Below are 22,296 nucleotides of genomic sequence, written 5' to 3'. Positions count from 1 at the left end.
GATGTGGCTTAACATCGCCGATGTCGGGCACGGGGGCCAGGCGTGGAGAGGGGCAGCCATGCGGGTCACGCGTGCGATCGTGGCGATCGTCGTCGTCCTGTCGGCCGGGGTGTTGACGGGATCGGCGAACGCGGCCGTGTCGTCACCGTTCACCGTGGTCAACGGATCCATCCAGCCGGCCACCGGGACGCCGAAGCCGGCGTCGGGCACCCATGCCACCCTGTGGCGCAACACCAGCTACGCGCTGACCACCGTGCAGGGCGCAGGGACGCTTGTGGTGGGTGCGATCGGGGACCACTGCGAGGGGTGGCCCACGATCCGGGTGAGCGTGGGCGGCACCCCGGTCGGCGAGGTGACGGTGGTCAGCGCCACCGACTACGGCGCCTACCAGGTCGGTGCGCCGCTGCCCGCGGGACAGCACACCGTCCGGATCGACCTGGTCAACGACCGCTACACCGGCGCGTGCGACCGTAACGCCCACCTGGCGTACGTCCGGACCGAGGCGAAGCCGCCGACCGACACCAAGTTCAGCTTCGCAGTCGTCCCGGACACCCAGGAGGAGGTGCTGGACGCCGCGGACAACCGGTTCCGGCAGCGGATCGACTGGCTGGTGGCGCAGCGCAACGCGCTGGATCTGCGCTTCGTCACGCACTCCGGCGACGTGATCAACTACGACACACCGGACCACGTCCAGTACGTGCGGGCGAGCAACGCCCTGCGCCCGCTGGAGCAGGCCGGGGTGCCGTACACGTTGGCCATCGGCAACCACGACGGGCAGGTCTTCGGCCCGGACGGCAAGCCACGCAGCCCGGCCGGGCCGCTGCTGCGCGACACCGCCGTGTTCAACAGGTACTTCACCGCCGCACGTTTCGGGTCGGTGCAGGGCCAGTTCGAGGCGGGCAAGGTCGACAACGCGTACGCCACCTACACGGCCGGGGGAGTGCACTGGCTGGTGCTGACCCTGGAGCTGTGGCCCCGGCGGGCGGCGGTCACCTGGGCGCAGCAGGTGGTGGCCGCGCACCCGCGCCACAACGTCGTCCTGGTCACCCATCACTACCTGGAGAGCGACGCGAGCATCGGGCAGAGTGCCGGATTCGGTGCCAGCAGCCCGCAGTACGTCTTCGACAACCTGGTGCGGCGCTACCCCAACATCCGGTTCGTCTTCTCCGGGCACACCGGCACGGCGGCGTCGCGGGTGGACACCGGTGTGAACGGCAACCGGATCTACTCGTTCCTGCAGACCTTCCACTCCAAGCGGACCAACCCCGTCCGGCTGGTCGAGATCGACACCGCGGCGGACTCGCTGCGCACCTGGATCTACGCGCCGCACACCACCGAGAACTTCCCGGCGCACGAGCGCCGGTACACCGGCCTCGGTCTGGTGCGCTGATCCTGCGACAGGTGTCGCAAAACTATCCCGATACTGTCTCGTTATTGTCCGGCGAATTGAGATGCCGGTAGAGGGTCGCCCGGGACACGCCGCAGGCGGCGGCGATCTCGTCGATGGAATGCGTGCCTGCCGCATGCATCCGGCGGGCCACCAGCAGCTGCTCCGGGCCCATCGAGCGGGGTCGGCCGGGCCGCCGCCGGCCCACCGCCCCGACCGCCGGCTCCTCGTCGACATCCCGGGCATCGGTGCTGCGATGGCTGCCATCGCGGTCAGCGCCGAGGGGATCGGTGCTTCGCGGATCGGTGCCGTGCGGATCGTCGGTCAGCAGGCGGCGTACGCCGTCGAGCATGTCCGCGCGCAGCACCGGCGCGGGCACCTCCATGAGGAACACCACCGGGTCGCTGCACATCGCGATCGCCTGCACCGCGCGGACCCGGTCCCGCCGGCTCGGGTCGGGGCCGGCGAGGATCTGGTTGGCCCGCATCGCGATGCGCAGCAGCCGCTGGTAGGTGCTGCCCTGATCGACGAGCGCGAGGTCGTGCAGGAGCAGACCGAGACGGCCGCGGTGCTCCAGCATCGTGTCCACCCAGCCCTCCAGCAGCGTCCACCTCGCCGGCCCGGGCGGCAACGTCTCGGCGGCGTCGACAAGCCTCTCCAGGTCGCCGACCATCGGTTCGGCCAGGGCGGTGAGCAGGTGCCCCTTGCTGGGGAAGTGGTAGAGGATCGCGGCCTTGGTCAGCCCGAGCCGCTCGGCGATGCGGCGCAGCGAGGTGCGCTGGTAGCCGTGCACAGTGAACAGGTCGAACGCGGCGCGCAGGATCCTCTCGCGGGTGCCGTCGGTCTCCGCCCAGGTCATGCCGTCGAGGGTAACCGCTCCTGACCGGCGGTCGGACAGACTCGCCTCCGACCCTTACCATCGGTCAGTGCAGTGAGTCGTGTTCGGTGCGGCGGGAGGCCCCCATGTCCGTGATAGCCATCGACAACCTGGTCAAGACCTTCGGCAGCGTACGCGCCCTCGACGGACTGGATCTGCGGGTGGAACCGGGGGAGGTGCACGGCTTCCTCGGCCCCAACGGCTCCGGCAAGTCCACCACCATCCGGATCCTGCTCGGCCTGCTACGTCGCGACTCCGGGCAGGTGCGGGTCCTCGACGGCGACCCGTGGCGCGACGCGGTGGCGCTGCACCGGCGGCTGGCGTACGTGCCCGGCGACGTCAACCTCTGGCCCAACCTCTCCGGCGGCGAGGCGATCGACCTCTTCGGTGCCCTGCGCGGCGGCCTCGACGAACGCCGCCGCGACGAGCTGCTGCGTCGCTTCGAACTGGACCCCACGAAGAAGTGCCGCACCTACTCCAAGGGCAACCGGCAGAAGGTCGCCATCGTCGCCGCCTTCGCCTCCGACGTCGAGCTGTACGTCCTGGACGAACCGACCTCCGGCCTCGACCCGCTGATGGAGGCGGTGTTCCAGGAGGAGGTCCGCGAACTCACCGCCGGCGGTGCCAGCGTGCTGCTCTCCAGTCACGTGTTGGCCGAGGTCGAGGCGCTCTGCGACCGGGTCAGCATCATCCGGGAGGGGCGGATCGTGGAGTCCGGCACCCTCACCGAGCTGAGGCACCTGGCCCGCACCACGGTCACCGTCGAGACCGTACGCCCGCTGACCGGGGTGGCGGAGCTGCCGGGGGTGCACGAGGTCCGCGCTGTCGACGGGCGGGTCCGGTTGGAGGTCGAGCCGGCGCACCTCGACACGCTGCTCGCTCACCTGCTCCGCTTCCAGGTCCGGGCCCTGACCAGCGCACCGCCCACGCTGGAGGAGCTGTTCCTGCGGCACTACGGCGACACTGTCACCACCTCCGACGGCGGTGCCCGATGAGCACCTTCGCCGGCACCGGTCGGCTGGCCCGGCTCGTCGTGCGCCGTGACCGGATCCGGCTGGGCCTCTGGGTGCTCGGCGCCCCCCTGCTCGGGTACGCCATCGCCGAGAGCGTCGCCGGGCTCTACCCCGACGCGCAGACCCGCCTCGGCTACGCCGAAACCGCGATCACCAGCGTGGTCGCCCGGGCCTTCAACGGCCCGATCGCCGGCGCGGACGTCGGTGCCGTGGTGGTCACCGAGTCGTACCTGACCCTGGCTCTGCTCGCCGCGCTGCTCAGCACCTTCGCGGTGATCCGGCACACCCGGCAGAACGAGGAGACCGGCCGGGCGGAACTGCTCGGTGCCGCGCCGGTCGGGCGGTACGCCCTGCTCACCGCCGCCCTGGTCGTGGTGGTGGGTGCCAACGTGCTGGCCGCCGGGCTGCTGGCCCTGGCCCTGGTCGGCATCGGCCTGCCGGTCGCCGGGTCGCTGGCCGCCGCGGCGGCGATCGGCGGGGTGGGTGTCGCCTTCACCGGCGTCGCCGCCGTCACCGCCCAGCTCACCGTCACCTCGCGCGGCGCGAACGCCCTCGCCGCCGCCACGGTCGGTGTGGCGTTCCTGCTGCGTGCCGCCGGTGACGTGCTCGGTGAGCGGGCCGCCACCGCGACCCGCCTGGACAGCGCCTGGCCGGTGTGGCTGTCCCCGCTGGGCTGGGGCACCCAGGTCCGGGCCTTCGGGCCGGAACGCTTGTGGGTGCTGGCCCTGCCGATCGCCCTGCTCGTCGCCTGCGTCGCCGTGGCCTACCTGCTGGCCGAGCGTCGGGACGTCGGCGCGGGCCTGCTCGCCGCCCGCCGCGGACCGGCCCGGGCCGCGTCCGGGCTGCTCAGCCCCGCCGGGTTGACCTGGCGGCTGCACCGGGGGGCGTTGGCCGGTTGGGCGGTCGCGGTGGCGGTCCTCGGTCTCGCCATGGGCGTGGCCGGGCACGAGGTCGACGCCATGATCGCGGAGAACCCGCAGGCGGCCGAGGTGATAGCCCAGCTCGGCGGCGGTGCCGAACTTGTCGACGCGTACCTGGCCGCGATGCTCGGGATCTTCGCGCTGACCATCGGCGCGTACGTGGTGCAGGCGCTGTTGCGGACCCGCACCGACGAGTCCGACGGCATCCTGGAGGCGCTGCTCGCCACGGCGGTCAGCCGTACCCGGTGGCTCGGCACGCAGGTCCTCGGCGCGGTCCTCGGCGCGTCGGTGCTGGTGCTGCTGGCCGGGATCACCACCGGCCTCGGGTACGGCGTGGCCGACGGCGATCCGGTCGGCTGGACGGTCGACCTGGCCGGGGCGGCGCTGCTGCGGCTACCGGCACTGCTGGTGGTCGCCGGGGTGGTCACCGCGCTGTTCGGTGCGCTGCCCCGCTGGTCGGTCGGGCTGAGCTGGGCGTCGCTTATCGTGTTCCTGCTGCTCGGCCAGCTCGGTTCGGTGCTCGACCTGCCGCAGGCCGCCCTCAACCTGTCCCCGTACACGCACGTGCCGTCCGTGCCCGGCGTCGACGCGACCGCACCGCCGCTGCTGGTCCTCACCGCCGTGGCGGTGGTGCTGCTGGCCGCCGGACTGGCCGCCTTCCGCCACCGCGACACCCCACGGTGACCAGGTCTTCTCGAGCGCGCTCCCGGCACGCCCACCGCGCGTCGGCGGGCCGGTGCGGCGAGGCTCACTAGACTCGATGAGGTGGGACGAGGACGCTCAGGCCACGGCACGGGTGGTCCGGGCATGCGCGACCTGCTCACCCCGATCGAGACGGCCGTCCACCAGGGACACCAGGACGAGGCCCTGCGCCGGTTGGCGGCCGTACCGGCGGACCTGCCGCTGCCCGCGGGGTTGGCCTGGCGGCTCGGTGTGCTGCTGCACCAGCAGGGCCGGTTCGACGCGGCCGACGCCTGCTATCGCCGCGTCGACCTCGACCTCGACCTCGACGACCAGCACCCGTCGGCGCTGGCCGACCGCGCCCAGGTCCTCGCCGGCTGGGCCGCGACCCGCTGGGCCCAGGGCGACCAGACACGGACCCGGCAGCTGGCCACCGATGCGGTCCGGATCGCCGAACGCAGCGGCGACGACGCGGCGGTGGCGGCGGCCTACCTGGCACAGGCGCTGGCCGCGTTCGGCGACGGCGACCGCGCGGGAAATGAGCACGCGTACGCCCAGGCCCTGGCGGCGGCCGAACGCGCCGGCGACTTCGGGCAGCAACTGCGGATCCGGTGCAATGTCGGGTCGCGGCTCGTCGAGGAGGGACACTACCGACCGGCCATCGAGGAACTCGACGAGGCGGTCCGGCTCGGCGAGCTGCTCGGTCAGCAGATGCTGCTCGCGCTGGCGCTGCACAACCGCGCGGAGGCATGGCTCGGCCTGGGCGACCTGCACCGCGCCCGCAGCGACGCGGACAAGGCGCTGGCCCGGTGGCAGCGGGCCGGCTCCCCGCTGGCTGCCTTCGGGCTGACGTTGACCGCCCGGGTGCACCGGGTACGGGGGGCCACCCACCAGGCGGTGGCCGCCTACCGGGCCGCGCTGGCCATGGGAGAGCCGGACGGCAACGCGCAGGTGCTGGTGGAGGCGTGCGCCGGGCTCGCCCGGCTCAGCTACGCCGACGACCCGCAGGCGGCGGCCCGCCACGCCGAGCGGGCCCTGTCGCTGCCCAGCTCCGCCGGCCCCACCATCGCCGAACTGGCCGCCGGCTGGGTCGCCCTCTGCTCCGGAGACCCGCACACCGCCCTGCGGTACGGCGAACAGGTCCGCGCCGAGGCCGGTCGCCGCCGGGACACGGCGGGCCTGGCCGAGGCCATGGAACTCGTCACCCTCGCCGCCCACCGCGCCAACCCCGAGGCGAGTTCACCCCGGACGGTACGCCGACTGCTCGCCGACCTGGTCGAGGCGGCGACGATCTGGGCCGAGCTCGGCAACGAGTTCGCGCTCGCCACCAACGCCCTGCTCCAGGCCCGGCTCACCGGTGACCTGGTCGCGGAGCGGATCGCGTACGAGCGGCTGCGCCGCATCGGCGTACAGGAAGGTGGCTGGCACGTCGCCGGACCGTTGGCGGCGATCGGGCCGGCACCGGTTCCCGAGGTGGAGGTGCAGATCCTGGGCCAGTTCGCGGTGCGGCTGGCCGGCGCGGCGGTGCCGGTCGGCAGCTGGCAGTCCCGCAAGGCGCGCGATCTGCTGCACATGGTGGCCGCGCAGCTCGGCAGACCGGTGCCCCGCGACGCCCTGGCCGCCGCGCTGTGGCCGCAGGCCCGCGCCGAGGTGGCGCTGCGCCGCCTGTCGGTGCTGATCTCGACCGTACGGGGTGTGCTCGACCCGGTTCGGCGACATCCGGCGGACCGTTACCTGATCACCGACTCGGCCACCGTGCAGCTCAGTACGGCACATGTGGTGGTGGACGCGTTGCGCTTCCACGACGCGGCCCGGGCGGCCGTCGTCGCCGACACCGCGAGCCCGCCGCCGGCCGGCACCGCCACCGACGATCGGTTGCTGGGCCAACTGGAGACGGTGGGGGCCATGTACGCCGGTGATCTCTGCGCCGACGACGAGGTCGTCGGTGCGGCGGTCCAGCGGCCCCGGGCGCTGCTGTCCGCACTGCACCGCGAGGTGACCCACCGGCTGGCGAGGCGGTATCTGCACCTGGGCCGGGCCGACGCGGCGATCGGTTGGTACCTGCGGCTGGTCGGTGAGGACGGTTACGACGAGCCGGCCCACCTCGGGCTGATCGCCGCGCTGTCGGCCGCCGGACGGCACGGTGAGGCCAACCGGCGCCATCAGGAGTACGTCGTGCGGATGACCGAGATCGGTGTCGAGCCGGCCGCGGCCGCGCTACCGGATCGGGCTCGCCTGAACAATTCCTGAACCGCCCCCGAAGACCGCCGATCAGACTGCTCGGTGTCCGGACACGGCCGTGGTGGACGCCGACGTGGCGGGTGCCGCGACCGTGGCGACGCCGGAGGCGGACGGGGGCGGTCAGCGTGTTCAGGTCGAAGGAGAAGACGATGGGACGGGTTCGAGGGCTGCTTGTCGTGCTCGCGGCCGGGCTCATGCTGACCGGCTGTGCCGGCGGAACGGACGACGACACCGCCTCGGGTGGGGCCGAGCCGCCGGCGGCGACCACCGACGCCGACGGCGGGCAGGCGCCGGACCAGGGCAGCGGCGGGAAGAACACCGGGTCCGGTGACGGGGACCGCTGGTGCGACGCGGTGCAGGCGTTCACCGGGGCGATGGACCCGCTGTTCACCGAGAGCGCGGGCAAGGCCGAGGTGGCGCAGGCCCGTACTCAGCTGAAGGAGCTGAAGGCGGCGGCACCCGCCGAGATCAAGTCCGACGTGGCGACGGTGAGCGAGTTCTACGCCGCCGTCATCGAGGCCTCGGGCAAGAGCATGCCTCAGGATCCTGCGGCGTACGCCCGCCTCGGCCAGACCATGGAGGGGCTCAAGACGGCGATGCCGCCGGTGTCGGACTACACCATGAAGCGCTGCCCTGAGTTCGACGGGCAACTGCCGACCGGACAGTGACGACGGCCCCCGGGCTGCTCAGAAGCACCCGGGATCAGCGCACCTGGGGTCAGAGCACCTGGGAGAGGAAGCGGCGCAGGCGCGGGTGCTGCGCCGCTTCGAAGATCGCGGCCGGCGGGCCGGCCTCCAGCACCACCCCGGCGTCCATGAACGCGACCGTGTCGGCGACCTCCCGGGCGAAACCCATCTCGTGGGTCACCACGACCATGGTCATGCCCTGCGCCGACAGGTCCGCCATCAACGCCAGGACGCCCTTGACCAGCTCCGGGTCCAGCGCCGAGGTGGCCTCGTCGAAGAGCATCACCTGCGGCTGCATGGCCAGCGCGCGGGCGATGGCGACCCGTTGCTGCTGCCCACCGGACAGGTGCGCCGGGCGGGCATCGGCCTTCGCGGCCAGCCCCACCCGGTCCAGGTGTTCGCGGGCCACCGCCGCCGCCTCGTCCTCGCCGAGCTTGCGGATGCGTCGCAGCGCGAGGGTGATGTTGCGCAGCACGCTCATGTGCGGGAAGAGATTGAACTGCTGGAACACCATGCCGACCCGCTGCCGCAGGGCGTCCGGGTCGTCGCGCAGCACGCTGCGTCCGTCCAGCAGCACGTCGCCGCGGTCCGGTTCCAACAACCGGTTGACCGTACGCAGCAGGGTCGACTTGCCCGACCCGGAGGGGCCGATCACGCAGGCCGTCGCGCCCCGGGCCACGTCCAGGTCCACCCCGCGCAGCACCTGGTGACGCCCGAAGGCCAGGTGCACGTCGCGCAGGCTCAGACTGACCGAGTCGCTCATCGTTGGTTCCCTCCGGCGGCGCCGGGCAGCGCCAGGTCGAGGTCGTCGGGGTCGTCGTCGGCCGGGCCGGTGGCCGGTCGGCCGTGTCGCAGTCGCCCGTCGATCCAGTTGACGACGTGGGTCAGCGGGACCGTCAGCGCCAGGTAGAAGAGCCCGGCCAGCAGCAACGCCGACTGGTTGCCGGTGTTGGCGGCGTAGTCCTGCCCGATCCGGAACAGCTCCCGCTGGCTGGCCAGCAGGCCGAGGAAGTAGACCAGGCTGGAGTCCTTGATCAGGGCGATCAGCTGGTTCACCCAGGCCGGCAGGATCCGCCGGATGCCCTGCGGAATGATCACCCGGCGCATCGCCTCGCCCCAGGAGAAGCCGAGCGCCCGGGCCGCCTCCAGCTGGGTGGCCTCCACCGACTGGATGCCGGAGCGGAAGATCTCCCCGATGTACGCCGACGCGATCAGCGACAGCGCCAGGATGCCCAGCGGGTACGGGTTGGGCCCCCACACCTGCATGCCGAGCGGGGCCAGGCCGACCCCGATCAACAGGATCGTCGCCGCGGCTGGCAGGCCACGGAACACGTCGGTGTAGACCCGCGCCGGCCACCGCAGCCAGCGGGTCCGCGAGATGCCCGCGACGGCCAGCACGATGCCCAGCGCCGAGCCGAGCAGGGCGGCGGTGACCGCCAGGATCAGCGTGTTCGGCAACCCGACAGTGATCATCTCGGGTAGCGCCTCGCGCATCGACTCCCAGTCGAAGAACGTCTCCCACAGGGTGCGCAACGGATCCACGGGTCAACCTCCGCCCTGCTCGTTCCTACTCGCCGTCAGGAAGCCGACGGGACGGTCACGGTGCCGCTGCCCGGGGTGAAGTCGGCCGGGATCGCCCGACCCGGGTAGTACTGCTCGCTGAGCCGGGTCCAGGTGCCGTCGGCGATGACCTCGTCGAGGGCCTTGTTCAGCGCCTCGCGCAGCGCGTCGTTGCCCTTGGCGAAGGCGTACGCCGTCGGGGCCGGGCTGAGTTCCTTCGCCGCCACCTCGATCTTGCCGCCGCTGTCCGCGGCGGTCTTCTCACCGATCTCGGCCGGGGAGATCCAGGCGTCCGCGGTGCCCGCCTTGAGCTGGTTGAGCGCGCCGTTGTAGTCGGGCACCCGCACCGGGTCGAGGCCCTTGGTGGTGGCGTAGTCGTCCTGGACGGTGCCCTGCACGACCACCACCCGCTTGCCGGGCAGCTCGTCGAAGCTGCTCAGCGTCGAACCGGCGGGCACGTTGAGGCCGAGGTAGCCGAAGTCGTAGCCGTTGCCGAAGTCGACTGTCTTCTTCCGCGCCTCGGTGATGGTGATCGAGGAGCTGCCGATGTCGAACTTGCGGTTGTTGACCTGGGCCAGCAGGCCGGAGAAGTCGGTGCCGACGAACTCGACCTTCAGTCCGAGCTTGTCGGCGGCGGCGACAAGCAGGTCGTTGTCGAACCCGGTGAACTTGCCGTCCTTGAGGTACACGTTCGGCGGCGCGTCGGTGAGGGTGCCGGCCCGCAGCACGCCCGGCTGGAGCAGGTTGTACGGGTTGTCGGCCTCGCCGGCCGAGTCCGAGCCGCAGGCGGTAAGCGTGACGGCGGCGAGGACTGCGGCGACGCCGACGGCGGCGGCCCGGGTCAGGGCAGGAACGAATCGCACAGGTGTCTCCTGGATGAACGACGGCGGGCACGGACGTGCCGCACCGACGGTCCGCCGTGGGACGGACCGCTGGGATGAACCGATGGCAGAGGGGGAGATGCCGAGGCCCGCAGGCTCGGCGACCGGCAGCGACGCGGTCAGCTACACGCGGCGCTACAGACCCGCATCATGTCGACGTGCCGACGTTGGGTCAGATCGAGGCAGGCCGCCACGGGAGCGGATCGACTGCGGTACGACATGGGTCTCCCTCGAGGTCGTGATGACCTGGAAACCAGGCCACGCTTGCACCGGTGGTTGCACCGGTGCCTGGTCCTCACCCGGGGCACCCCTGCGCGGACGAGGGTTGCCGGCCAGCAAGCCGGGGCTTCACGCTGGCACTCATGACCTGCGGCCGAGGCTAGCAGCAGGGGATGGGTCGGCGTCCACCCGGTATGACGGCCCTCACGCTCTGGTCATCTCCGGTGGTGCGGCAGGTAGGCGCACCGTGACGTGGAGCCCGCCGGTGGGGCGGGGGGCGAGGGTGAGGGCACCGTCGTGTGCCTGGACGATGCTCGTGACGATGGCCAGGCCGAGGCCGACACCGGCGTGCTCCGCACGGACCCGTTCGGTGCCGCGCTGGAACGGCTCCACCAGCGTGGAAACCAGGTGTGGGGTGAGTCGTTCGCCGGTGTTCTCGACGGTGAGCAGCACAGCCCCGGGCGCGACACTTGTCGTGATCCACACGGTGCCCTGATCGGCGGTGTTGTGAATGATCGCGTTGTGCAGGAGGTTCGTCGTCATCTGCAACAGCAGCGGGTGGGAGCCCAGGACCGGGGCAAGATCGGCCCGCGACTGAATGGTCAGGCCGCGTTTCTCGGCAAGCGGCAGGAGCGTTTCGGCAGCCTCTTCCGCGAGCAGGGAAAGGTCGAGGCGTTCGCGGGTGAATGACTTTTCGTTGGCACGACTGAACAGAAGCAATGCCTCGGTGAGTTTGATGGCCCGGCAGTTGACGGCGTGCAGGCGATCGATGATCTCGCCGAGGTCGCGGTGCCGATCGGTACGTGCCACGTCGAGAAGTGTCTGCGTGATCGACAGTGGGGTGCGTAGTTCGTGTGAGGCATTGGCGGCGAATCTGCGCTGCTGCGCGACGTGTGTTTCAAGGCGGGCGAGCATGGTGTCGAATGTGTCGGCGAGTTCGCGGAACTCGTCCTGGCGGCCCGGCAACCGGATCCGGTGGGAGAGCGATCCGTCGGCGGCCCTGCGGGTGGCATCGGTGAGGCGAGTCAGCGGGGCGAGCATCCGGCCGGCCAGGATCCACCCTGCCACGAGGCCGAACAGAAGTAGCAGCGCCCACAGCGCCGCGGCCTTCGGCGCGAAGGCGCGCAGCAGGTCGGACCGATTGGGAATGAAGAGGCGGGGGTGCGACCCCGGCGGTCCCGTGACCAGCACACCGTCGGGCACGTAGCGGAGCAGGAACAGCCACACGACCGCGAGCAGCAGGGCGACGGCGAGCAGGAGAAACCCGGCGTAGCTGAGGGTGAGTTTGAGGCGAACGCTCAAACCGGGTGGCCGGGCTACGGTCGTGCCTCGTCGATGCGGTAGCCGACGCCGGGCAGGGTGGAAATGATCCAGGGCTCGCCGAGTCGTTTGCGCAGTGCCGAGACCGTGATGCGTACGGCGTTGGTGAACGGGTCGGCGTTCTCGTCCCACGCCTGTTGCAGCAGTTCCTCGGCGCTGACCACACCGCCTTCGGCGGCGACGAGCACCTCGAGCACGGCGAACTGTTTGCGGGTCAGCGCGACATAGCGGCCGTCGCGGTGGACCTCGCGGCGGAACGGATCCAGACGCAGCCCGGCGATCTCCCGCACGGGTGGCCTGGTGGGGGCGCGGCGCCGATCGAGTGCTCTGAGCCTGAGCACGAGTTCGCGCAGTTCGAAGGGCTTGGTGAGGTAGTCGTCGGCACCGAGTGCGAATCCGGACGCCTTGTCGTCGAGTCGGCTGGCGGCGGTGAGCATGAGGATGGGCGTACCGCTGCCGGAGGCGACGATTCTCTCGGCTATCTCGTCGCCGGACGGGCCGGGAATGTCGCGGTCGAGGACGGCGACGCTGTAGGCGTTCCTGTCCAGCAACTCAAGGGCGATGCCGCCGTCAGCGGCGATGTCGGCGGCGATCGCCGCGAGGCGTAGACCATCGCGAATGGCATCGGCCAGATAGGGCTCGTCCTCGACGATCAACACCCGCACACCCTCGATGCTACGAGGTGCGACATGTCGTCGGCGTATCGAAAAACGCGTACGCCCTCGCAACAGCCGTTCCTGTTCGGTAGAGCGCAGACCACCGTGATCTGACGATGCCGGTCGGCTCGTCGAACAGGAAAGGACCGTGAACATGAATCCGGAATCGGCACGTGGCATCGACCGGCGGCGACTGCTCGAGTGGGGCGGGTTGGCGGCGGCCGGGGCGCCACTGGTGGGCACCGAATTCGCCCGCGCCGCCCCGCCGACCGCAGACAGCCGCGTCACCGCCGGACCGCCCGGGTCGGGCCGGGTCCCGCCGGAGACCCGGCCCGGCGGGGCCTATGACCGGTTCGTGGCGAAGCTGGCGGCACAGGACAGGTTCTCCGGCGTGGTGCTGCTGTCGTACCGGGGTCGGACGGTGTTGTCACGCAGCTATGGCATGGCCGACAAGGAGCGGGGGATCCGCAACCACGAGAATGTCGCGTTCCACCTCTCCTCGGCGAGCCAACCGTTCCTGTCGGTGGCGATCCTGCAGTTGGTGCAGCGGGGGAAGGTGTCGCTGTCGGACCCGGTGGGCAGCCACCTGGAAGGAGTGGCGACGGAGATCGCCGAGCAGGTGACCATCCACCACCTGCTCACCAGCACCTCCGGCATCGATGCTCCGATGCCGGACTGGCAACGCGTCTACCACAGTCGGCAAGAGGTGCACGAGGTCGGCGAGCAGTGGGTCCGGCAGGCGCGGTTGGTGGGGGTCCCCGGCTCGGGAGCCAACGCTCATCTCCCCGGTGGCGGTGTGGGTCTGGCCATGGCGGCGCAGATCGTCGAGGTCGTGTCCGGCATGACGTACTGGGACTACACCCACGAGCACATTTTCGAACGCGCTGGCATGACCGGCTCGGGGTTCTTCACCCGGACGCAGTGGCTCACCGACGCGCGCATCGCGCACCCGTACATGCGCCAGGACGACGGCAGCCGGGTGGACGCCGTACGTAACCTGGACAAGGGCAGCGTCAGCCCGCCCATCCGGGGCAGGAATCCGGGGCGCAGCTTCATCGGGTACGCCTCGAGCGACGGCTTCGCCACCGCACCGGACCTGGCCCGGTTCGCGTACGCGCTGCACGACGGCACGTTGCTGGAGCGGCCCTACGCCGATCTGTTCGCCGGGGCCAAGCTTCCCGGTCCCGGCCCCGCCGGGTTCGAGGCGTACACGATGCCTGTCTCGATCATCGGCGGCCAGTGGGTGATCGGGCGTGGCGGCGGCGCCGGCGGCGTCGGTGCGAACTGGACCGTCTACCCGGACACCGGTTGGGTCGGTGTGGTTCTGAGCAATTACGACGACATGCCGTTGCTGGAGATCTGCGCCCGGGAGGTCGAGGCCGTCACCGGTGAGCGGGTCGACCTGCCCGGCGGCGGCTGAACGCGGGCACGTCAGGCGGGTTCGACTGCGGCGTCGGGCGCAGCGCCGGTGGCCCGCCGGCGCTCGCGCAGCGACAGGCGACGGGCCAGTACCGTGGCGCCGGCCAGCGCGGCGAGCACCATGACGACTTCGACGACCAGCACCTCCGGTGCGGTGCTGTAGTCGGTGGACCAGGCGTACGCCATGGTGATCGGGGTGACGACGATGCCGGCCGCCGGCAGCAGCAGGCTCATCAGCAGGGCGGTTCTCCGGATCTGGGGCAGGTCGCGTAGCCGGAGCCGAACCGCGGTGACCGCCCCGGCCACCACCACGGCGGCCGGCACGCCGTAGTAGACGACTACAGCGACCTGGACCGGGATCTCGATCGAACGGGGGATGTCGATCAAACGGACGAGCAGCGGATACAGCGCTGTGAAGATGCCGGCACCGAGCAGGCTGCCGAGCAGGGCACCGGCCAACGCGGTCAGCAGGAGACGGTGGTATTCCGGGCGTACCCGCCGGACAGCGGCCTCGTCGGCGAGCCGTCGGGCGAAGCCGGCCACGTCACCGCCGACCAACTGCACCGGGTCGCCCCCGTCGGCGGCCGCGGCGGCCAGATCGAGGCGCAGGTCGGCGGCGAGTACCCGCCGATCGGCCGAACTGACGCCGTAGGCCCGCCACGCACGGTCGGCCTCGGACAGGACGCTGTCGATGGTCTCCACGGTCAACTCCTGGGCGGGCTGTGGTCGGTCGGGACGAGGATGGCGTCGACGGTGCCGGCGAAGCGGGTCCACTGGTTCTGCCAGGCATCGAGGCGAGCGCGTCCGGCCCTGGTCAGCGCGTACACCTTGCGGGGTGGGCCGGTCGGACTGATCTGCTGTTCGTCGGCGACGAGGCCGAGGCGGCGCATCCGGGTCAGCAGCGGATAGAGGGTGCCGTAGCTGATCGTGCTGAAGCCGGCCGACTCCATCCGCCGCACCAGCTCGTAACCGTGGGCGGGTTCGCGGGACAGCAGCGCCAGCAGGCACATGTCCAGCACGCCGCGCAGAAGCTGGGTCTGACGGTCGTTGTCGTCGGTCGGTTGGCCTTCTGCCACTACCATGCGAGGCATAATACCGCGCTATTTGGTGTCGCGATATACCGAAGTTGGTACGGGTGTTGCCGACGGCCGCGTGATCCCTTACGGTCGGCTCAGCGGTGGGCGGTGCGGTCCGCATCCGAGAAGACACCGTCGGTGCCTCGCCAGGTGGGCCGGGAGGGTGGAACTCCCGAGGCCCGCACACGTGGCGGGACTCGACGGGCGAGCCCCGAACCGTGGGACGGCGCGTCGAGGCGTCGCTGCCGGCGGTCGACGGGGCGCGGACACCCACCGGGAGCCACCCTTGTATCTCACTCCCCATGAGCAGGATCGTCTGCTCGTCCACGTGGCGGCCGATGTCGCCCGGCGCCGTCGTGAACGCGGCCTGCGTCTGAACTATCCCGAAGCCGTCGCGGTGATCACCGCCTTCCTGCTCGAAGGTGCCCGCGACGGGCGCTCCGTGGTCGACCTGATGTCCGCCGGTCGTACCGTGCTGACCCGCGAGGACGTCCAGGACGGCATCCCCGAGTTGCTGGGGGAGGTGCAGGTGGAGGCGACGTTCCCGGACGGCACCAAGTTGGTGACGGTGCACCACCCGATCCCGTGATCCCGGGGGAGATCCTGCCGGCCGCCGACCCGGTGGAGATCAACGTTGGTCGGCCGGTGACCACCCTGCTGGTGGTCAACACCGGCGACCGACCGGTGCAGGTCGGCTCGCACTACCACTTCGCCGAGGCCAACCCCGCGCTGGACTTCGACCGGGACATCGCCTGGGGGCAGCGGCTGGCCGTACCGGCGGGCACCTCGGTGCGTTTCGAACCGGGGGTGAGTCGCAGTGTCGACCTGGTGCCGTTGGCCGGTGCCCGGATCGTGCCCGGCCTGCGGGGCGAGTGCGGCGGGGCACTGGACGCCGAGCCGGGAGGAGCGGCATGAGCATCGTCGAGCGAAACCGTTATGTCGCCCTGTACGGGCCGACTACCGGTGACCGGATCCGGTTGGCCGACACCAACCTGCTCATCGAGGTCGAACACGACCACTGCGTCGGCGGCGACGAGGCGGTCTTCGGCGGCGGCAAGGTGATCCGCGAGTCGATGGGCCAGTCCCGGGCCACCCGGGCCGAGGGCGCCCTGGATACCGTCATCACCGGTGCCGTGGTGCTCGACCACTGGGGTGTGGTCAAGGCCGACGTGGGGCTGCGCGACGGGCGGATCGTGGCGCTGGGCCGGGCCGGCAACCCGGACACCATGGACGGGGTGCACCCCGACCTGGTGATCGGCCCGGCCACCGAGGTCATCGCCGGCAACGGTCGCATCCTCACCGCCGGTGCGGTCGACACCCACGTGCACTTCATCTGCCCGCAGATCGTCACCGAGGCCCTCGCCGGTGGGGTCACCACCCTGGTCGGCGGTGGCACCGGGCCGGCCGAGGGCACCCGGGCCACCACCGTCACCCCGAACGCCTGGCACCTGGCCCGGATGCACGAGGCCCTCGACGCCTTCCCGGTGAACGTGCTGCTGCTCGGCAAGGGCAACACGGTCTCCACCGAGGCGCTGTGGGAGCAGCTGCGGGCCGGAGCCGGCGGCTTCAAGCTGCACGAGGACTGGGGCACCACCCCGGCGGCCATCGACGCCTGCCTGCGGGTGGCGGACGCCTCCGGGGTGCAGGTGTCCATCCACACCGACACCCTCAACGAGGCCGGATTCGTCGCGGACACCCTGCGGGCGATCGGCGGGCGGGCCATCCACTCGTACCACACCGAGGGGGCCGGGGGCGGGCACGCGCCGGACATCATCACCGTCGCCGGGGAACCCAATGTGCTGCCCTCGTCGACCAACCCGACCCGCCCGTACACCCGCAACACCCTCGCCGAGCACCTCGACATGCTGATGGTCTGTCACCATCTGAACCCGGCCGTACCGGAGGACCTGGCCTTCGCCGAAAGCCGGATCCGGCCGTCCACCATGGCCGCCGAGGACCTGCTGCACGACCTCGGCGCGATCTCCATCATCGGCTCCGACTCGCAGGCGATGGGCCGGGTCGGCGAGGTCGTGCTGCGTACCTGGCAGAGCGCGCACGTGATGAAGGCCCGGGTGGGGGCGCTGCCGGGTGACGGCGCCGCCGACAACCACCGGGCCCGGCGGTACGTGGCGAAGTACACCATCTGCGCGGCCATGGCCAACGGCCTCGACCACGAGATCGGGTCGGTGGAGCCGGGCAAGCTGGCCGACCTGGTGCTCTGGGAACCGGCCTTCTTCGGCGTACGACCGCACCTGGTCATCAAGGGCGGCATGATCGCGTACGCGCAGATGGGGGACGCGAACGCCTCGATCCCGACCCCGCAGCCGATGTTGCCGCGGCCGATGTTCGGTGCCTACGGCGGTGCGGCGGCGGCGACCAGCCTGGCGTTCGTCGCCCCGGCGGCGCTGGAGGCCGGGCTGCGCCTCGACGTACGCCGCCGGGTGGTGCCGGTGGCCGACGTGCGTTCACGTGGCAAGGCGGACCTGCCGGAGAACAACGCCCTGCCGCGCATCGAGGTCGACCCGGACACCTTCACCGTCCGCATCGACGGCGAGGTGGTCGAACCGGATCCGGTGACCGAACTGCCCATGGCCCAGCGGTACTTCCTGTTCTGATGACCGCGACGACGATTCAGCTGCTTGTCGCCGACGGGCGGTTCCCGGCCGGGGCGCACGCCCACTCGTCCGGTCTGGAGGCGGCCGTCGCGGCCGGGCGGGTGACCGACCTGTCCACGCTCGACGAGTACCTGCGCGGTCGACTGGCCACCGCCGGGTTGGTCGCGGCGGCCTTCGCGGCGGCGGCCCGGTCCGTGGCCGCGCCGCCGGGGTCGGACGAGGCCCCCGGCCGACGGTCAGCGCTCGCCCTGCTCGATGCGGAACTGGATGCCCGTACCGCCTCGCCGGCGCAGCGGGCGGTGTCCCGTCGGCAGGGCCGTGCGCTGCTGCGGGCCGGTCGGGAGATCTGGTCGGCCGCGACCTTCGACGATCTGCCCGCCACACCGGGCGGCCCGCACCAACCGCTCGCGCTCGGTCTGGTCGGGGCCGCCGCCGGCCTCGACGCGGCACAGGTCGCCACGGTCGCCGTACACGCCACGGTGACCGGGTCGGCAAGCGCCGCCGTACGCCTGCTCGGTCTCGATCCGTACCAGGTGCAGGCCCTGCTGGTGCGGCTCGCCGACGCCTGCGACGCGACCGCGACCCGCGCGGCGCGGGCCGCCGAACTACCACCGCGGCGGCTGCCCGCCGCCGCAGCGCCACTTGCCGACATCCACGCCGAAGCTCATGCCACCTGGGAGGTGCGTCTCTTTGCGTCCTGACATCGCGCACGACGAGTCTGTTCCCCACACCCACCCCGAACCGGGGGTCGACCCGCACGCCCCGCTGCCCACCGCCGTCCGGGCGCTGCGGGTCGGCATCGGCGGCCCGGTCGGCTCCGGCAAGACCGCCCTGGTCGCCGCGCTGTGCCGGGCCTTCGCCGACGAACTGCGCCTCGGTGTGGTGACCAACGACATCTACACCACCGAGGACGCCGACTTCCTCAAGCGGGCCGGGGTGCTCGACCCGTCCCGGATCCGCGCGGTGGAGACCGGCTGCTGCCCGCACACCGCCATCCGCGACGACATCGGCGCGAACCTCGACGCGGTCGACGAACTGGCCGAAGCACTGGGCCCGCTGGACCTGGTGCTTGTCGAGAGCGGCGGCGACAACCTGACCGCCACCTTCAGCCGCGGGCTGGTCGACCGGCAGATCTTCGTGGTCGACGTGGCCGGCGGGGACAAGGTGCCACGCAAGGGCGGTCCGGGAGTGACCGCCGCCGACCTCCTGGTGATCAACAAAACGGATCTGGCGCCGATGGTCGGCGCGGACCTGTCCGTGATGGACCGCGACGCCCGGGCCCGGCGCGGCAACCTGCCCACGGTGTTCCAGTCCATCACCGAGGATCCCCTCGCCACCCAGGTCGCCGCGTGGATCCGGCACGAACTGGCCCACCACCGCGCCACCGGCCTCGATTCCGCGCCCAGCGCCGGTACCCGGGCGGCGGTTCCCGCCGGGCAGGCCTGATGCGGGCCACCGCCCGGCTGGTGGCCCGTGCCGACCGGCACGGCCGCACCACCCTGGCCGAGCTGCGCGGCGAGAGCCCACTGCTGCTGCGCCAGGTCCCCGGCCCGGACGGTGGCGTCACGGTGTACGTCGTCGGCGGGGCGGCCGGTCCGCTCGCCGGCGACGACCTGCGGCTGGACGTCGAGGTCGGCCCGGGTGCGGTGGTACGCGTGCACACAGTCGCCGCCTCCATCGCGCTGCCGGGCCGCCCCGGCGCAGTCTCCCGGATGCTGGTATGGGCCACCGTCGAGGCGGAGGCCGTCCTGCACTGGCTGCCGGAGCAACTGGTCGCCGCGGCCGGCTGCGCGCACGTCGCCGACGCCCAGGTGGAAGTCGCCGAAGGCGGCACCCTGCACTGGCGGGACGAGTTGATCTGCGGCCGGCACGGCGAGCAGCCCGGTCACGCCGAGATCAACACCTGGGTGGACCTGGCAGGTCGGCCGCTGTTGCGCCACTCGTTGACGGTCGGACCCGAGGCACCAGGCTGGGCCGGCCCGGCGGTCCTCGGAGGCGCACCGGCCACCGGCTCGCTGCTCGTCGTCGACCCGGCCCTACCCAGCGCCACACCGGTGGTACGGGGCACGCTCGCCCGCCTGCCGTTGGCCGGTGGGCCGGCGACCCTCTGGACCGCCACCGCTCCCGACGCACACACCCTGCGGTCGTATCTTGAGCCGGACGATCCTGCGGACAGCCTCGCTGCTGCGACCGGGGGAAGATCGGCCGGGTGAGATTCGGCTGGGTGAGATTCGGCCGGGTGAGAGTCGGTCAGGGGAGATCGGACCGGAGGAGATTCGGTCGGGGGAGAGGAGCACGAGGTTGTCCGGACTGGGTGAGGTCGTCGCCGAGCGGCGCATCGTGGTCATCGACCCCGAAGGGGTCAGGTCCGAGCTGGTGGTCCGCCTCGGGAAGCCGCATCCGGATCCGTTGTCGCACAACGGCGACTGGGGTTGCCCGTTCCAGGTCGAAGGGCTGGGCGAGGATTCGGTGCAGACTGCGTACGGAGTGGACTCCCTACAAGCGCTGCTGCTGGCCGCGTACCGGGTCCGGCTGCTGCTGGCCGAGCACGCCGAGCAGACCTCGGCCCGGCTGGACTGGCTGGGACAGCCGGACTTCGGCCTGCGTGTCGACCCGGGACCGACCGTGCCACCTGCCAGCCTGGGTTGAGCGGCCGGTCCCTGGTAATCCGGCCGGTCCCTGGTAATCCGGTTGGCCCCGATGTCGCCGGTGGCTAGCGTCCCGGTGCATGGACCTGCCGCGACAATTCGTCATCCGCGAGGGTGACCTGCGCATCCTCAACCCCTTCGACGGGGACAAGCTGGCCACCCTGGGCCGCGCACTGAAGCTCGCCCCGGGCACGTCGATCCTTGACCTGTGCAGCGGCAAGGGCGAGCTGCTCTGCACCTGGGCCCGCGATCACGGGGTGACCGGCACCGGTGTGGACATCAGCACCGCCTTCACCGCCGCCGCCCGGCAGCGGGCGACCGAGCTGGGCGTGTCCGATCAGGTCCAGTTCGTCCATGGCGACGCCGCCTCGTACGTGGCCGACGAACCGGTCGACGTGGCGGCGTGTGTCGGGGCCACCTGGATCGGCGACGGTGTTCCCGGCACTCTGGAGATCCTGGCCCGAGGCTTACGGCCGGGTGGGATGGCGCTGGTCGGTGAGCCGTACTGGCGGATCGACCCGCCGGACCAGGCGACCGTCGAGGGCTGCGACGTCACCAACCGGGACGACTTCCGGGACCTGCCCGGCCTGGTCGGGCTCTTCGGTGAGCAGGGCTGGGACGTGGTCGAGATGGTGCTGGCCGACCAGGACAGCTGGGACCGCTACGCGGCGGCCCACTGGCTCAACCTGCGCCGCTGGCTGGACGACAACCCGGACGACCCGCTCGCCCCCGAGCTACGTCAGGAGTTGACCGAGGATCCGTTGCGCCACGTGCGCTACCGCCGCGACCACCTGGGCTGGGGAGTTTTCGCTCTGATCCGCCGCTGACCGGTACTGCACCGGATCAGGTGATATGGCACCGTGTGTCCGGTGCCGGCACCTGCCGGGTTGGAGCGCTGAGCGGAGGAGTGGCGAATGGCCGAGCAGATGAGTCGTCGGGCCGCCATCGGGATCGGGGCGGCGACGGCGGCGTTTGTCGCAACGCCAGGCAGAGCCGTGGCGGCACCGGGCCCCGACGCAGGCTCGTCGGTCGGCACCCGGCCGGCGGCGGAGGTGATCCGGCGTGCGTACCGGAGGCAGAAGGCGCTGGCGGGGGGTTCGTGGCACACGCATGTCGCGATGGTCGGTGCCGCCGGTGGGCTGAGTGTCGTCGTGGACGACGACGCCGACCGGGTGACGCACGGCTACAGCGTGCAGAAGCTCGCCGTCGCGGTGGCCGTCATGGACAAGATCGACCGTGGCGATCTGTCCCTCGGTCAGCGTCTGGACCTGACCGGAGACATCATCCTCGGCGGCAGCGGGATCTACTTTCTGCACACCGTCTGGGGCGACGAGATCACCGTGGCGAACTTCCTCACCGCGCTGCTGCTCGTCTCCGACAACACCGCCGTACGAATGTGTGGCCGGGTGGTGCCGGCCCTGGAGATCAATCAGATCCTCGCGGCCAAGGGCTTCACCCACACCCGGGTCGAGCCGGTGGCCAACCCGAACCGGTTCTTCCTCGGCGTGACCACCCCACGCGAGACCCACGACCTGCTGTGGCGGCTGGTCAACAAGACCCTGCTGTCCCCCCGGTCCAGCGACTTCCTGCTCGGGATCCTGCGCTGGATCAACGGCTACCACGACGGAATCCGTCGTGACATGTCCTCGGCCGAGCGCAGCCGGGTGGCCACCAAGTACGGCGCGGACTACGACTCGCAGGGAGCCGCCCGACACGAGGTGGGCGTCATGTTCGACCCCACCGGCGCACCCACCCTTACCTACGCCTTCTTCGCCGACTCCCTCGGCGACCTGGACAACTACGGCGGCACCCACCCGGCCGTACGCGCCCATGCGGTCCTCGGCCGCACCATGTTCGACGCCATCTCCCCGATCACCAACCGCACCGCACCCGCCCGCCACCGCGTCCCCCGCTTCCACCCCAACAACGGCGGCTGACCACCCCACCCTCACACCCTCCCACCCTCTCGCTCCCTCCCCCTGGCCTCGACCTAACCCCCGCTGACCCCGTCGATCTTGCACTTTCTGTCGGGGCGTAACCTCTGAAAAGCCGCGAATCACCGACCAAAAGTGCAAGATCGGCGAGGCGAGGCGAGGC

At 71.5% G+C, this 22,296-nt stretch carries 23 protein-coding genes and 1 riboswitch; of the genes, 15 read left to right on the top strand and 8 right to left on the bottom strand.

Annotation, left to right across the window (positions count from 1 at the left end; all coding sequences use genetic code 11):
• The first annotated feature begins 58 nt into the window (after window positions 1-58).
• On the top strand, window positions 59-1,390 hold the full coding sequence (locus C1A38_RS21535; protein ID WP_102659568.1) for a carbohydrate-binding domain-containing protein: 1,332 nt from the start codon (window positions 59-61) through the stop codon (window positions 1,388-1,390).
• 22 nt (window positions 1,391-1,412) lie between these two features.
• Here the strand turns inward: C1A38_RS21535 and C1A38_RS21530 are convergent, their stop codons facing one another.
• Window positions 1,413-2,246, bottom strand: coding sequence for a TetR family transcriptional regulator (locus C1A38_RS21530; RefSeq protein ID WP_102659567.1), 834 nt, complete (start codon window positions 2,244-2,246; stop codon window positions 1,413-1,415).
• Between the two features lie 104 nt (window positions 2,247-2,350).
• Between C1A38_RS21530 and C1A38_RS21525 the strand changes: the two genes are divergently transcribed.
• From C1A38_RS21525 to C1A38_RS21510, 4 genes are all read left to right on the top strand, one after another.
• On the top strand, window positions 2,351-3,259 hold the full coding sequence (locus C1A38_RS21525) for an ABC transporter ATP-binding protein (RefSeq protein ID WP_102659566.1): 909 nt from the start codon (window positions 2,351-2,353) through the stop codon (window positions 3,257-3,259).
• Window positions 3,256-4,881 (top strand): ABC transporter permease, encoded by a 1,626-nt coding sequence (locus C1A38_RS21520; protein ID WP_102659565.1) that lies wholly within the window; start codon window positions 3,256-3,258, stop codon window positions 4,879-4,881. The genes C1A38_RS21525 and C1A38_RS21520 overlap by 4 nt, the downstream gene beginning before the upstream one ends.
• 81 nt (window positions 4,882-4,962) lie before the next feature.
• Window positions 4,963-7,128, top strand: coding sequence for an ATP-binding protein (locus tag C1A38_RS21515; protein ID WP_146017593.1), 2,166 nt, complete (start codon window positions 4,963-4,965; stop codon window positions 7,126-7,128).
• A 140-nt stretch (window positions 7,129-7,268) separates the two neighbouring features.
• Window positions 7,269-7,787, top strand: coding sequence for a hypothetical protein (locus tag C1A38_RS21510; protein WP_146017592.1), 519 nt, complete (start codon window positions 7,269-7,271; stop codon window positions 7,785-7,787).
• A gap of 49 nt (window positions 7,788-7,836) precedes the next feature.
• Here C1A38_RS21510 and C1A38_RS21505 read toward each other — a convergent pair whose 3' ends face one another.
• The 5 genes from C1A38_RS21505 to C1A38_RS21485 form a co-directional block, all read right to left on the bottom strand.
• Window positions 7,837-8,568 (bottom strand): amino acid ABC transporter ATP-binding protein, encoded by a 732-nt coding sequence (locus tag C1A38_RS21505; RefSeq protein WP_013734266.1) that lies wholly within the window; start codon window positions 8,566-8,568, stop codon window positions 7,837-7,839.
• Window positions 8,565-9,347: an amino acid ABC transporter permease gene (locus tag C1A38_RS21500; RefSeq protein WP_102659562.1), complete on the bottom strand. Its 783-nt coding sequence runs from the start codon at window positions 9,345-9,347 to the stop codon at window positions 8,565-8,567. Before C1A38_RS21500 ends, C1A38_RS21505 begins: the two co-directional genes overlap by 4 nt.
• Window positions 9,348-9,382: 35 nt before the next feature.
• On the bottom strand, window positions 9,383-10,228 hold the full coding sequence (locus tag C1A38_RS21495; RefSeq protein ID WP_102659561.1) for an ABC transporter substrate-binding protein: 846 nt from the start codon (window positions 10,226-10,228) through the stop codon (window positions 9,383-9,385).
• Between the two features lie 273 nt (window positions 10,229-10,501).
• Window positions 10,502-10,614: riboswitch (SAM riboswitch) on the bottom strand.
• Between the two features lie 55 nt (window positions 10,615-10,669).
• Window positions 10,670-11,668 (bottom strand): sensor histidine kinase, encoded by a 999-nt coding sequence (locus C1A38_RS21490; protein WP_286047541.1) that lies wholly within the window; start codon window positions 11,666-11,668, stop codon window positions 10,670-10,672.
• Window positions 11,669-11,781: 113 nt separating this feature from the next.
• Entirely contained in the window at window positions 11,782-12,450 is a 669-nt protein-coding gene (locus C1A38_RS21485) for a response regulator transcription factor (protein WP_102659559.1), read from the bottom strand.
• 145 nt (window positions 12,451-12,595) lie between these two features.
• Here C1A38_RS21485 and C1A38_RS21480 point away from each other — a divergent pair, with 145 nt between their 5' ends.
• Entirely contained in the window at window positions 12,596-13,861 is a 1,266-nt protein-coding gene (locus C1A38_RS21480; RefSeq protein ID WP_102659558.1) for a serine hydrolase domain-containing protein, read from the top strand.
• 11 nt (window positions 13,862-13,872) lie between these two features.
• On the opposite strand, the gene C1A38_RS21475 is transcribed toward C1A38_RS21480, so the two are convergent.
• Both C1A38_RS21475 and C1A38_RS21470 read right to left on the bottom strand, forming a co-directional pair.
• Complete coding sequence (locus C1A38_RS21475; protein WP_102659557.1) at window positions 13,873-14,562, bottom strand: hypothetical protein; 690 nt, start codon at window positions 14,560-14,562, stop codon at window positions 13,873-13,875.
• Window positions 14,563-14,564: 2 nt separating this feature from the next.
• Window positions 14,565-14,942 (bottom strand): PadR family transcriptional regulator, encoded by a 378-nt coding sequence (locus tag C1A38_RS21470; protein ID WP_102659556.1) that lies wholly within the window; start codon window positions 14,940-14,942, stop codon window positions 14,565-14,567.
• A 280-nt stretch (window positions 14,943-15,222) separates the two neighbouring features.
• On the opposite strand from C1A38_RS21470, the gene C1A38_RS21465 reads away from it, so the two are divergent.
• The 9 genes from C1A38_RS21465 (at window position 15,223) to C1A38_RS21425 (ending at window position 22,136) form a co-directional block, all read left to right on the top strand.
• On the top strand, window positions 15,223-15,525 hold the full coding sequence (locus C1A38_RS21465) for an urease subunit gamma (protein ID WP_013734263.1): 303 nt from the start codon (window positions 15,223-15,225) through the stop codon (window positions 15,523-15,525).
• Window positions 15,522-15,851: an urease subunit beta gene (locus C1A38_RS21460; protein ID WP_102659555.1), complete on the top strand. Its 330-nt coding sequence runs from the start codon at window positions 15,522-15,524 to the stop codon at window positions 15,849-15,851. Before C1A38_RS21465 ends, C1A38_RS21460 begins: the two co-directional genes overlap by 4 nt.
• Window positions 15,848-17,551 (top strand): urease subunit alpha, encoded by a 1,704-nt coding sequence (locus C1A38_RS21455; RefSeq protein ID WP_102659554.1) that lies wholly within the window; start codon window positions 15,848-15,850, stop codon window positions 17,549-17,551. Before C1A38_RS21460 ends, C1A38_RS21455 begins: the two co-directional genes overlap by 4 nt.
• A complete protein-coding gene (locus C1A38_RS21450; protein WP_102659553.1) occupies window positions 17,551-18,252 on the top strand; it encodes an urease accessory protein UreF in 702 nt (233 codons plus the stop codon). The genes C1A38_RS21455 and C1A38_RS21450 overlap by 1 nt, the downstream gene beginning before the upstream one ends.
• Entirely contained in the window at window positions 18,242-18,997 is a 756-nt protein-coding gene (ureG, locus tag C1A38_RS21445) for an urease accessory protein UreG (RefSeq protein WP_102659552.1), read from the top strand. The genes C1A38_RS21450 and ureG overlap by 11 nt, the downstream gene beginning before the upstream one ends.
• Window positions 18,997-19,764 (top strand): urease accessory protein UreD, encoded by a 768-nt coding sequence (locus C1A38_RS21440; RefSeq protein ID WP_102659551.1) that lies wholly within the window; start codon window positions 18,997-18,999, stop codon window positions 19,762-19,764. Before ureG ends, C1A38_RS21440 begins: the two co-directional genes overlap by 1 nt.
• 88 nt (window positions 19,765-19,852) lie before the next feature.
• Window positions 19,853-20,200 carry a DUF6968 family protein gene (locus C1A38_RS21435; RefSeq protein ID WP_102659550.1) on the top strand — a complete coding sequence of 116 codons (348 nt, stop codon included), beginning with the start codon at window positions 19,853-19,855 and terminating at the stop codon, window positions 20,198-20,200.
• 79 nt (window positions 20,201-20,279) lie between these two features.
• The gene (locus C1A38_RS21430) at window positions 20,280-21,026 is read left to right on the top strand and encodes an SAM-dependent methyltransferase (RefSeq protein WP_102659549.1); all 747 of its coding nucleotides are present in this window, start codon (window positions 20,280-20,282) and stop codon (window positions 21,024-21,026) included.
• Between the two features lie 87 nt (window positions 21,027-21,113).
• Window positions 21,114-22,136 (top strand): serine hydrolase, encoded by a 1,023-nt coding sequence (locus tag C1A38_RS21425; RefSeq protein WP_102659548.1) that lies wholly within the window; start codon window positions 21,114-21,116, stop codon window positions 22,134-22,136.
• The last annotated feature ends 160 nt before the right edge of the window (window positions 22,137-22,296 follow it).

It is taken from the genome of Verrucosispora sp. ts21 (assembly GCF_002879555.1).
In the GTDB taxonomy this organism is placed as follows: Bacteria; Actinomycetota; Actinomycetes; order Mycobacteriales; family Micromonosporaceae; genus Micromonospora; species Micromonospora gifhornensis.
The sequence above is the reverse complement of the archived record's forward strand: the minus strand, read 5'-3'. Positions and strand labels throughout refer to the sequence as shown.

Coding starts and splice junctions, on each gene's coding strand:
- C1A38_RS21535 (WP_102659568.1), top strand. CDS start 59: ATGCGGGTCACGCGTGCGATCGTGGCGATCGTCGTCGTCCTGTCGGCC.
- C1A38_RS21530 (WP_102659567.1), bottom strand. CDS start 2,246: ATGACCTGGGCGGAGACCGACGGCACCCGCGAGAGGATCCTGCGCGCC.
- C1A38_RS21525 (WP_102659566.1), top strand. CDS start 2,351: ATGTCCGTGATAGCCATCGACAACCTGGTCAAGACCTTCGGCAGCGTA.
- C1A38_RS21520 (WP_102659565.1), top strand. CDS start 3,256: ATGAGCACCTTCGCCGGCACCGGTCGGCTGGCCCGGCTCGTCGTGCGC.
- C1A38_RS21510 (WP_146017592.1), top strand. CDS start 7,269: ATGGGACGGGTTCGAGGGCTGCTTGTCGTGCTCGCGGCCGGGCTCATG.
- C1A38_RS21505 (WP_013734266.1), bottom strand. CDS start 8,568: ATGAGCGACTCGGTCAGTCTGAGCCTGCGCGACGTGCACCTGGCCTTC.
- C1A38_RS21480 (WP_102659558.1), top strand. CDS start 12,596: ATGAATCCGGAATCGGCACGTGGCATCGACCGGCGGCGACTGCTCGAG.
- C1A38_RS21470 (WP_102659556.1), bottom strand. CDS start 14,942: ATGGTAGTGGCAGAAGGCCAACCGACCGACGACAACGACCGTCAGACC.
- C1A38_RS21455 (WP_102659554.1), top strand. CDS start 15,848: ATGAGCATCGTCGAGCGAAACCGTTATGTCGCCCTGTACGGGCCGACT.
- C1A38_RS21450 (WP_102659553.1), top strand. CDS start 17,551: ATGACCGCGACGACGATTCAGCTGCTTGTCGCCGACGGGCGGTTCCCG.
- C1A38_RS21440 (WP_102659551.1), top strand. CDS start 18,997: ATGCGGGCCACCGCCCGGCTGGTGGCCCGTGCCGACCGGCACGGCCGC.
- C1A38_RS21430 (WP_102659549.1), top strand. CDS start 20,280: ATGGACCTGCCGCGACAATTCGTCATCCGCGAGGGTGACCTGCGCATC.
- C1A38_RS21425 (WP_102659548.1), top strand. CDS start 21,114: ATGGCCGAGCAGATGAGTCGTCGGGCCGCCATCGGGATCGGGGCGGCG.